Here is a 7,284-nt window from a genome sequence, read left to right as displayed (position 1 = left end):
CCCCCGATGACCCCTCCCACATCCCTCGAAGCCCCCGCCTCTACCGCGAACCGCCGTGTCGTAGCCTTCCACGACCTGCCCTCCCCAGAAGAGGTCATGGCCAAACAGCCATTGTCCCCGAACCTGGTTAACGAAGTGGAGCAGTCGCGACTCGACATCGCCCGCGTCATCGCCCGCGAGGACGATCGCCTGCTGGTCGTTGTCGGCCCGTGCTCCATTCACGACCCCGAGGCCGCCATCGACTACGCCCGCCGCCTGAAGGCCACCGCCGATGAGCTCGACGAGGACCTGCTGGTCGTCATGCGCGTCTACTTCGAAAAGCCGCGCACCACCGTCGGCTGGAAGGGACTCATCAACGACCCCGACCTGGATAGCTCCTTCAAAATCAACAAGGGCCTGCACATGGCCCGCGAAGTGCTCATCGAGGTCCTGCGCACCGGCCTGCCCGTCGGCGCTGAATTCCTCGAGCCCAACAGCCCGCAGTACATCGCCGACGCCGTCTCCTGGGGTGCGATTGGTGCGCGCACCACGGAGTCGCAGGTCCACCGCCAGCTCGCTTCCGGACTTTCCATGCCCATCGGCTTCAAAAACGGTACCGACGGCAACGTCCAGGTCGCCGTGGACTCGCTGGTCTCTGCAGCAAACCCGCACTTCTTCTTCGGCATGAACGACCAGGGCCGCGCCGCCGTCGTCGAAACCGCCGGCAACCACAATTGCCACCTCATTCTCCGCGGCGGCACCTCCGGCCCGAACTGGGACGAGGCATCACTTAACGACGCCGAAGCCCGCCTGAACAAGGCCGAGCAAACCATCAGCATCATGGTGGACGCCTCTCACGCCAATTCCGGAAAATCCGAGGTGCGCCAGGCCGAGGTCGTTGAGGAGCTCGGCAAGCTCATCGGTGCCGGCGACGAGCGCATCACCGGCATCATGATGGAGTCCTTCCTCGAAGCCGGTGCGCAAAAAATTACCGATGGGCGTAATGGCCTCGTATACGGCAAGTCCGTCACCGATGCCTGCATGGATTGGGAAACCACCGACCGGCTGCTGCGTACGCTTGCGGCAGAAGTCCGGAAGCGTCGGCAGGCACGTGACTAAGCACAAAGTGGCCGTGCCCATTGGGTAGAGTTACATATGTGAAAGAAAACCAGCCGTCCTCACTCCGGCGGATTGCGTATCCGCTCTACGAGCGCAAACTAGCCCAAGAGCTAGAAGGAAAACCTCGCCCCAAGCACGTTGCCATCATGGCCGATGGCAATCGCCGCTGGGCGAGGGAGGCTGGCTTCACCGACGTAAGCCACGGCCACCGCGTCGGCTCCCGCAAAATCGCAGAATTCGTCGGCTGGTGCGCCGAGCAGGAAATCGAGCTGGTCACCATCTACCTGCTCTCCACCGAAAACCTCGGGCGCGACCCCGAAGAGCTGGAGTTACTGTTCGACATCATCGCCGACGTCGTCGACGAATTGGCGCAATCGCCTAACGACGTGCGCCTGCGCATGGTCGGCCACCTCGAGCTCCTTCCGGAAAGAATGACCGCCCGGCTACGCCACGACGAAGAAGTCACTGCGAACAACACCGGCATCCAGGTCAACATCGCCGTTGGCTACGGCGGCCGGCAGGAAATCGTCGACGCAGTACGCAGAATCATCCGGGAATCAGTCGCCGAAGGAATCGATGCTGCCGAGCTCGAGGAGAGCATCACCACCGACGCCATTTCTCGCCGCCTCTATACATCCGGACAACCGGACCCCGATCTAGTCATCCGCACTTCCGGAGAACAGCGGCTCAGCGGCTTCCTCCTCTGGCAAACCGCCTACTCCGAGATTTGGTTCACCGATACCTACTGGCCCGAATTCCGCCGCATCGACTTCCTCCGCGCACTTCGAGACTTTTCGCAGCGCTCACGCCGCTTCGGCAAATAACCTCCCTACATCCGGAAAAATTTCCGGATGTTAGAGTTTGCGCATCCGGACCCTCGAAACCTTGTGGTCCCGAGACTTCGTAAGAACTAATGACGCCCGCACTCGAGTGGGCAAAATATTTTCCGTCAGGTTCGGCAAGTTCACCTGCTGCCAAATGCGTCGGGCCACCTCGGCCGCAGCTTCGTCGTCAAGTGTTGCATAGTCCGCGAAGTGCGCGCCCGGAGCGCGAAACGCCGTCTGGCGGAGACTGAGGAAACGATTAATGTACCAACGCTCGATGTCCGCGCGCGGGGCATCGACGTAGACACTGAAATCGAAAAGATCGGAAATCATCAGCGTCGGGCCCGTCTGCAAAACGTTGAGCCCCTCGAGAATGAGAATGTCCGGACGATCGACATCGACGAACTCATCCGGCACCCGGTCATAGAGCGTGTGCGAATACACCGGCGCCTTCACATGCCGCGCCCCCGACTTCACCGCCGTGACAAACCGCATCAACGCACGCTGATCATACGACTCCGGATACCCCTTGCGCTGCATAATCCCACGGCGATTCAATTCCTCAGAAGGGTAGAGGAAGCCATCAGTAGTAACCAAGTCCACCCGCGGATTAGTCTCCCAGCGCTCGAGCAGTACCTGCAGCAAACGCGCCGTCGTTGACTTGCCGACCGCCACCGAACCCGCGACGCCGATAATAAACGGCACCGACGCCCCCTTCGAAGGATTTTCCCCAAGGAAGTTCGACGTTACAGCGTTCAGCTCCCGATGCGCCGCCACACGCATGTGAATCAGGCGAGAAAGCGGAAGATAGACCTCGGCGACTTCGTCCAGGTCGATGTTTTCACCGATACCGGAAAGTCGTTCAGCTTCCTCTTCCGTCAGCACCAGAGGCATATTCTTGCGCATTTCGCGCCACTGCTCGCGTTTGAACTCGACGTACGGGCTGGGGGATGTTGCGCGCGTCATATCTCCAATTGTGCCAAGGGGGGCCTAAAACCGGAAAACGGATCAACAAAGGGGGCATGCTGGAATGGTGCTGCTTTCGTGGTTTGCCCCATGAAGGGCTAGCATGGCCTGTGGCATTGAAGTTTTATTGAAAGGTCGAAAACCTACTCATGACCGGGTCTAACAATAACGATGTCCGCTACCAATCGCTGCGTGAACTCGATCCCGACCTCGCAGAGGCGATGGCAGGGGAGCTCTCTCGTCAGCGTGACATGCTCGAAATGATTGCTAGTGAGAACTTTGTTCCACGTGCAGTGCTGCAGGCTCAGGGCTCGGTTCTGACCAACAAGTACGCCGAAGGATACCCGGGTCGTCGTTACTACGGCGGCTGCGAATACGTCGACATCGTCGAGGACATGGCACGCAACCGCGCCAAGGAGCTCTTCGGCGCTGAGTTCGCCAACGTTCAGCCGCACGCAGGCGCGCAGGCCAACGCTGCCGTTCTGCATGCGCTAATCAACGCCGGTGACAAGATTATGGGCCTCGACCTGGCACACGGCGGTCACCTGACCCACGGCATGAAGCTGAACTTCTCCGGCAAGCTCTACCACGTCGCCGCATACGGTGTGGATAAGGACACCATGCGGATCGATATGGACAAGGTGCGTGAGCAGGCGCTCGCAGAAAAGCCGGATGTCCTCATCGCAGGTTGGTCGGCGTACCCGCGCCACCTCGACTTCGAAGCTTTCCGCTCCATCGCCGATGAGGTCGGCGCGAAGCTGTGGACGGACATGGCGCACTTCGCAGGTTTGGTTGCCGCCGGTCTGCACCCGTCGCCGGTTCCGCATTCTGACGTTGTGGCGACCACCGTTCACAAGACTCTCGGTGGCCCTCGTTCGGGCATGATTTTGGCCAAGCAGGAGTACGCCAAGAAGCTGAACTCCGCTGTTTTCCCGGGGCAGCAGGGTGGCCCGCTGATGCACGCTATCGCCGGCAAGGCCGTGGCGCTGAAGATTGCTGGTACCGAGGAGTTCAAGGAGCGCCAGCAGCGCACTCTCGCCGGTGCCCGCATCCTGGCTGAGCGTCTCACCGCTGCCGACTGCGCCGAGGCTGGCGTCGATGTTCTCACTGGCGGCACCGATGTCCACCTGGTTCTGGCGGATTTGCGCAATTCGGAGATGAACGGCCAGGAGGCCGAGGATCTACTCCATGCTGTTGGTATCACTGTCAACCGGAATGCTGTTCCGTTTGACCCGCGTCCTCCGATGGTTACATCTGGACTTCGTATCGGTACTCCGGCGCTGGCCACCCGCGGTCTCGACGAGAAGGCCTTCACCGAGGTCGCCGATGTCATCGGTACTGCTCTCGCCGCCGGCAAGAATGCGGATGTCGACTCTCTGCGTGCTCGTGTTTCGAAGATCGCTCAGGAATTCCCGCTTTACGACGGCATCGAGGACTGGAACCTCATCTAATTCTGCGTTTTTGCAGCGCAAGTACCCGTTCTAGCAGTGCGCTAGGACGGGTTTTCCCGTACATCCGGGTTTTATTCCGGAGGTGGTGGCTCCGGCCCGAGCTGTCTCGTCGTACCCGCTCGATACCCCGCGTAGGACCTCCCGGACATTGATGTCACAAATGAGTTGCTAAACAGAGGCGGTCGAGTTTTGTCCGGCGGGCGCCATCGAATATGTCCGGATGTGGGGATGCGTTCGAGGTAGCCGTTGCGTCCTTCCCGGTCGTCGTCGTTAAGCCCGTTGTGTTCTCGGCAGACCATGGTGAGGTTGTCCAGCGTGGTTGTGCCGCCGTTTTTGTGGGCGACTAGGTGGTGCGCTTGTCCGCTATAGGCGGGGCGTTCACAGCCGGGCCAGGCGCAGATGGGGTTGTCGATGAGCATCGCGATGCGCTGCTCTTCAGTCGCCAGACGTGGGTTGCCGATGGGAAATAAGTCCGTAATGGCGCTGTGTTCGTCGTAAAGCACGGCCCACCCGGTGTCGGCGAGTAGGGCGTTGAGGAAGACGTCGGGCGCGAGCGCGGAGCCGTTGGTGGTGGCGGCGAAGCGCGGGCTGTAGTCGACGATGTCTTGCGCGGTGATGATGATGGCGGGTTGGTAGCGCATTTCATCGAGCTTGTCGACGGGCATTGCGGCATCGGCATGCTCGAGGCGTTCGGCAAGCGCCTGACCGACGCATCGGTCGTGGGAAAACTCCGGATGGGACTTCCGGATTTCTGCGGCGCGGATGGTAAGCGGCGACAGGAGATTGTCGAGCATATCCGAGGGGCCGGAGATGTGGAAGTGCTTCATTCCCCGGATGTCTACCTTCCGGGAAAACCGGGCGCGCAGGTGCTGGGGTGGTTCGTCTTCGGTGTTGAGCTCGGTGAGAGTTTCCCGCATGTAGAGGTCCAGTTCTTCGAAGCCGAGACGCTCGGCCGCCGCGACGAATGTGAGCCGCAGGTTGTCGTGGAGTTCTGCGTTGTTGGCTTGGCGGCTGCGCTTGTCGATAAGCACGCAGGTGTCCAGGCTGAGCCCGAGTCGGCGGGCCAGAGCTGCTGCGTCTTCGCGGGCTTTGGTGTTTTCCTCGGTGTCAGCGGGTTGGAGATAGTGGGCGGCGACGCGTAGCAACAGCCGAAGGCGCGCCGGGTCAAGGCCGAGGGTTGCCGCCAGGTGGGAGGTGGCGGCGTGGCCGTCGGGACGCGCGGCGTGGAGTTCCGCCAGCGTGTCCATTCCGCGCGAGGCCAGTGCGGCGAGCGTCCCAAGAACTGTCATGCCTTTGAAGGTAAAAGTCCGGATGTAGGGGGACAACGCCCATGAGGGCAGGCTGTGGATAAGTCAGCCGGTTTAGCAGTTATCCACATCCGGACTTTTCTGTTGCCGCATTACCCTGCAAACGCAGCGCAGCTGAACCTTCACACCGCCGCACAGCAGCATCTCCGCTTTCTACGCCCCGAAGTCGCTTAGGGCATCGCCGGTGAGGCGGAAGGTCTCCCATTCGTCCATGGGGAAGGCACCGAGGGAGCGGTAGAAGTCGATGGAGGGCTGGTTCCATTTCAGGACGCACCATTCGACCCGCGAGTATCCGCGTTCCACGGCAATCCGCGCGAGGTTTTGCAGCAGCGCCTTGCCCTTGCCAGTGCCGCGCGACTCAGGACGGACGTAAAGGTCTTCGAGGTAGATGCCGTGGGTGCCTTCCCAGGTGGAGTAGTTCAGGAACCACAGTGCAATGCCGTCGAGGCGAGGGCCGCCACCAACACCGCCACTACTAACAACACTGCCACTACTAACACCGGCGCCGTTATCGTCGCAATCGTCCAAATTTCCGGATGTGGAGTCGACGACGTGGCAGAAAATCGCGGGGTTGTCCCCGAAGAGCTGTTCGCGCAGGCGCTCGGGGGTCAGTCGGACGGCGTCGGGTTCTTTTTCGTAGGCTGCCAGGTCTTTGATGAGGTCGACGATCTCGTGGACGTCGTCAGGCGTGGCGGGGCGTGGAAGTGTCATGTGTCCCTTGTTACTCGCGGCGGGTGATTTGGTGCAAAAGTGCGTCCGAGGCGGGGGAGATTGCGATAACCTGCGAGGTTATGAGCAACGTTACTCAAGACTTTTCCGACGGCATTCTAGCCATCACCATCGACCGCCCGGATGCATACAACTCCCTGGATAAGAATCTCCGGTTGGAGCTAAAAGCCGCTTTTGAGCGTGCGCAAGAGCCGGACGTGCGCGCTGTTATCCTGCTCGGCGGGCCGAAGGCGTTTTGCACGGGCCAGGATTTGAAGGAGCACATCTCTGACCTGCAGTCGGGCGCTGGCATGGGCAAGGTTGTCGAGGAGTACAACCCGATGGTTGCGGAGCTGACCGCGATTAACGTTCCGGTTATTGCCGCTATCGAAGGTGCTGCGGCGGGTGCCGGTTGGTCGCTGGCGCTGCACTGTGATTTCCGTATCGCTGGCCCGAAGGCGTCGTTCAAAGCGGCGTTCCCGTCGATTGGCCTGGCCACGGACTGTGGCATGTCGGCGCTGCTGCCGCGCATGGTCAGCGACGCGAAGGCGCGTGAGCTGTTGTTCTTCGATAAAAAGGTGCTTGCCGACGAGGCCCTGAGCCTCGGCCTGGTTACTGAAGTGGTAGACGATCCAGCGGCTCGGGCACGTGAGTTGGCAGCTCAGTTTGCCGCGGGCCCGACGGCCGCGCTGAAGGAGATTAAGGCTCTGCTGCGCCGGGACACTCTGGCCGCTGCGGCGGCGGAGGCGGATGCGCAGGCACGCCTGGCGGTCTCGGCCGACCATAAGGAAGCGGTGGCCGCTTTCTTGGAGAAGCGACCACCGCGTTTCGTAGGTGAGTAAGTCAGATACCTGGAGTGGCTGGGGAGAGGTAGTAGTGAAGAACTACTGCTCTTCCTGCGCTCCTAGTACTTCGCTGGTGAGTTCTGGG

Annotated in this window: 7 protein-coding genes; 4 read left to right on the top strand and 3 right to left on the bottom strand. The window is 61.0% G+C overall.

Annotation, left to right across the window (positions count from 1 at the left end):
* Window positions 1-6 precede the first annotated feature (6 nt).
* Both HMPREF3011_RS03120 and HMPREF3011_RS03115 read left to right on the top strand, forming a co-directional pair.
* Window positions 7-1,098 (top strand): 3-deoxy-7-phosphoheptulonate synthase, encoded by a 1,092-nt coding sequence (locus HMPREF3011_RS03120; protein ID WP_049182365.1) that lies wholly within the window; start codon window positions 7-9, stop codon window positions 1,096-1,098.
* Window positions 1,099-1,136: 38 nt separating this feature from the next.
* A complete protein-coding gene (locus tag HMPREF3011_RS03115) occupies window positions 1,137-1,922 on the top strand; it encodes an isoprenyl transferase (RefSeq protein WP_070560108.1) in 786 nt (261 codons plus the stop codon).
* Window positions 1,923-1,952: 30 nt separating this feature from the next.
* Here HMPREF3011_RS03115 and coaA read toward each other — a convergent pair whose 3' ends face one another.
* The gene (gene coaA, locus HMPREF3011_RS03110; protein ID WP_038626177.1) at window positions 1,953-2,888 is read right to left on the bottom strand and encodes a type I pantothenate kinase; all 936 of its coding nucleotides are present in this window, start codon (window positions 2,886-2,888) and stop codon (window positions 1,953-1,955) included.
* A gap of 149 nt (window positions 2,889-3,037) precedes the next feature.
* Between coaA and glyA the strand changes: the two genes are divergently transcribed.
* The gene (glyA, locus tag HMPREF3011_RS03105; RefSeq protein ID WP_070841128.1) at window positions 3,038-4,339 is read left to right on the top strand and encodes a serine hydroxymethyltransferase; all 1,302 of its coding nucleotides are present in this window, start codon (window positions 3,038-3,040) and stop codon (window positions 4,337-4,339) included.
* Between the two features lie 71 nt (window positions 4,340-4,410).
* On the opposite strand, the gene HMPREF3011_RS03100 is transcribed toward glyA, so the two are convergent.
* Together HMPREF3011_RS03100 and HMPREF3011_RS03095 are read right to left on the bottom strand one after the other, a co-directional pair.
* Entirely contained in the window at window positions 4,411-5,628 is a 1,218-nt protein-coding gene (locus HMPREF3011_RS03100) for an HNH endonuclease signature motif containing protein (protein ID WP_235191262.1), read from the bottom strand.
* A gap of 171 nt (window positions 5,629-5,799) precedes the next feature.
* On the bottom strand, window positions 5,800-6,357 hold the full coding sequence (locus HMPREF3011_RS03095; RefSeq protein WP_070560106.1) for a GNAT family N-acetyltransferase: 558 nt from the start codon (window positions 6,355-6,357) through the stop codon (window positions 5,800-5,802).
* An 80-nt stretch (window positions 6,358-6,437) separates the two neighbouring features.
* On the opposite strand from HMPREF3011_RS03095, the gene HMPREF3011_RS03090 reads away from it, so the two are divergent.
* Window positions 6,438-7,196, top strand: a complete 759-nt coding sequence (locus HMPREF3011_RS03090; RefSeq protein ID WP_038626162.1) for an enoyl-CoA hydratase-related protein — start codon at window positions 6,438-6,440, stop codon at window positions 7,194-7,196.
* Window positions 7,197-7,284: the final 88 nt, after the last annotated feature.

The sequence above is a fragment of the Corynebacterium sp. HMSC074C04 genome (assembly GCF_001838295.1).
GTDB lineage: Bacteria > Actinomycetota > Actinomycetes > Mycobacteriales > Mycobacteriaceae > Corynebacterium > Corynebacterium amycolatum.
The sequence above is the reverse complement of the archived record's forward strand: the minus strand, read 5'-3'. Positions and strand labels throughout refer to the sequence as shown.

Excerpts from the sequence above, each read along its gene's own strand:
- HMPREF3011_RS03120 (WP_049182365.1), top strand. The coding sequence starts at position 7 with ATGACCCCTCCCACATCCCTCGAAGCCCCCGCCTCTACCGCGAACCGC.
- coaA (WP_038626177.1), bottom strand. The coding sequence starts at position 2,888 with ATGACGCGCGCAACATCCCCCAGCCCGTACGTCGAGTTCAAACGCGAG.
- glyA (WP_070841128.1), top strand. The coding sequence starts at position 3,038 with ATGACCGGGTCTAACAATAACGATGTCCGCTACCAATCGCTGCGTGAA.
- HMPREF3011_RS03100 (WP_235191262.1), bottom strand. The coding sequence starts at position 5,628 with ATGACAGTTCTTGGGACGCTCGCCGCACTGGCCTCGCGCGGAATGGAC.
- HMPREF3011_RS03095 (WP_070560106.1), bottom strand. The coding sequence starts at position 6,357 with ATGACACTTCCACGCCCCGCCACGCCTGACGACGTCCACGAGATCGTC.
- HMPREF3011_RS03090 (WP_038626162.1), top strand. The coding sequence starts at position 6,438 with ATGAGCAACGTTACTCAAGACTTTTCCGACGGCATTCTAGCCATCACC.